Origin of the sequence: Streptomyces sp. NRRL B-24572, from assembly GCF_002156145.1 — a bacterium.
Classification (GTDB): Bacteria; Actinomycetota; Actinomycetes; order Streptomycetales; family Streptomycetaceae; genus Streptomyces; species Streptomyces vietnamensis.
In genome coordinates this window covers 1-1473 of sequence record NZ_MWIG01001180.1, presented here as the reverse complement: position 1 = coordinate 1473, position 1473 = coordinate 1, and the positions used below count along the sequence as shown (strand labels likewise).

Annotated in this window: 2 protein-coding genes; one reads left to right on the top strand and one right to left on the bottom strand. The window is 77.7% G+C overall.

Translation table 11 applies throughout. The features are described from left to right. Nucleotides 1–305: WhiB family transcriptional regulator (locus CCN56_RS41150; protein ID WP_256962458.1), on the bottom strand; the 305-nt coding region annotated here is incomplete at its 3' end. A gap of 252 nt (nt 306–557) precedes the next feature. Between CCN56_RS41150 and CCN56_RS41145 the strand changes: the two genes are divergently transcribed. Then, a complete protein-coding gene (locus tag CCN56_RS41145) occupies nt 558–1007 on the top strand; it encodes a helix-turn-helix transcriptional regulator (protein ID WP_086832590.1) in 450 nt (149 codons plus the stop codon). The last annotated feature ends 466 nt before the right edge of the window (nt 1008–1473 follow it).

The window sequence follows — 1473 nt, the reverse complement described above, 5'->3', positions numbered from 1 at the left end:
GTGCGCCGGGCGTCCGTCGGACCGAGGGACTTCGCCACGCGCCCGGCGTCCTTCAGGCCGAGCGCCTTCGCCACGCGGCGGGCGTCCGCCGGGCGGCCGTTGCGCCAGAGGCGGCCCGCGCAGACGCCGTCGAAGTAGCTCTCGGCCGGGGCCACCGCCGCCTCGCACTCGCTCCGTACGGGGCAGCCGGCGCAGGCCCGCAGGGCGGGGGCCGCCTCCTTGGCGCGGCGGGCGAAGACGACGGACGGGGAAAGGCCGGCGCACGCGGCGGAGGCCTGCCAGGGGGACGGGTCGGGATGGAACAAGGGGTTCTCCACGGTCCGGGGCCCACCGGGGCCGCCCATGGGGCCGGTGGGGCGCCTGGGGCTCAGGGGGCCGACGAGTGCGGCGGCGAGCCAGACTTACACGTTGCGTGCGAGCGCGCAACAAAAATCGAGAGGGCCGTGGATTCCCCTTCACCGATTCGACACGATTGCGTGCCCGAAAGCACGTAATTCCGTGCGCGCAAGCACGCTAAGGTATGGGATCCGGAGGGTGGGGAGCGAGGAGCGGTACACATGAGCACTCAAGGGCTCGACGAGTTCGCAGGCTGGGTGGAAGGCCTGATGAGACAGCGCGGCTACGACATCGACAGCCCGCGCGGCGGCGGCAAGTCCCGGATCGCGGACGAGGCCGGCGTCCACCGCGCGGCCGTCACGCGCTTGCTGCAGCGGCAGAGCATGCCCGACCTGGAGACCATGCGCCGGATCGCCCCGCTGCTCGGCGTCTCCGTCCGCGACATGCTCATCCGGTCCGGTCGCGTGACCCCCGAGGAGCTCCCGATGGCGGCGGACCTGCTGCCGCCGAGCGACTGGCAGCCCTCCATGGAGGACTTCGCCCGCTGGCTGGGGGTGCCCGACGAGCGCATGGGCGTCTTCGTCAAGGTCGTGAACCAGTTCCTGGAGCCCGACACCGACGCGGCACCCGCCGGCGAGGCCCCCGAGCCCCGCCGCACCGCCCGGGACTGACGGGGCACGGGCCGGCACCGTCCGCGGCGGACCGGGGCCACCCGGCGTCGCGCGGGACCGCCCGGCACCGGCCGGGATCGCCCGGGGCGGTCGGCGGTGTCCGGCGTCGCCCGGGACTGGCCGGCACGGGCCGAAGCCGCCCGGGGCCGCCGGGGTCGGTGGGCGCCGCCCGGTCCCCGGTCCGACATCCGGCCGTTCCCGGCCCGCGCGGCGGGGTCGCCCGGCACCGGTCGGTACTGGCCGGGGCCGACCGGCGCAGGCCGGGGCCGCCCGGCGTCGGTCGGCACCGCCCCGCGCCGTCCGGGGCGGCCCGCCATCGGCCGGTCCGCCCGGGGCCGCTCGGTCCCGCCCCGGCACCCGGCGGCGCCCGGCCCCGTCCCGGCCCGCGCACCGAGGGCTGTCCGGCCCCGTGGCCGGTCCCCGCGCCGGAACGGTTCGGGCTGGTCCCGGCCGGCTCCGGGCGGGG